Here is a 213-nt window from a genome sequence, read left to right as displayed (position 1 = left end):
ATGGTCAGCGACGTGGCGCGACCGCCCATGGCGTTGATGTCGGAGAGGTTCTGCGCGGCCGCGCGGTGCCCGACGTCCTCGGCCGAGGACCACACCCGGCGGAAGTGCCGGCCCTCGACCATGAGGTCGGTGGAGACCACGACGTGACCGGTGCGCACGCGCAGCACGGCGGCGTCGTCCCCCGGCCCGACCAGGACCTGCTCCCCCTGCTCG

Annotated in this window: 1 protein-coding gene; it reads right to left on the bottom strand. The window is 73.7% G+C overall.

The genetic code is table 11. The features are described from left to right. A partial coding sequence (locus QWY28_RS24160) for an AIR synthase related protein (RefSeq protein WP_300955429.1) occupies positions 1-213 on the bottom strand: 213 nt, incomplete at both ends.

Origin of the sequence: Nocardioides oceani (genome assembly GCF_030412965.1) — a bacterium.
Taxonomy (GTDB): Bacteria; Actinomycetota; Actinomycetes; order Propionibacteriales; family Nocardioidaceae; genus Nocardioides; species Nocardioides oceani.
Note: the sequence above shows the minus strand (reverse complement) of the source record. Positions and strands in the feature narration are given on the sequence as shown.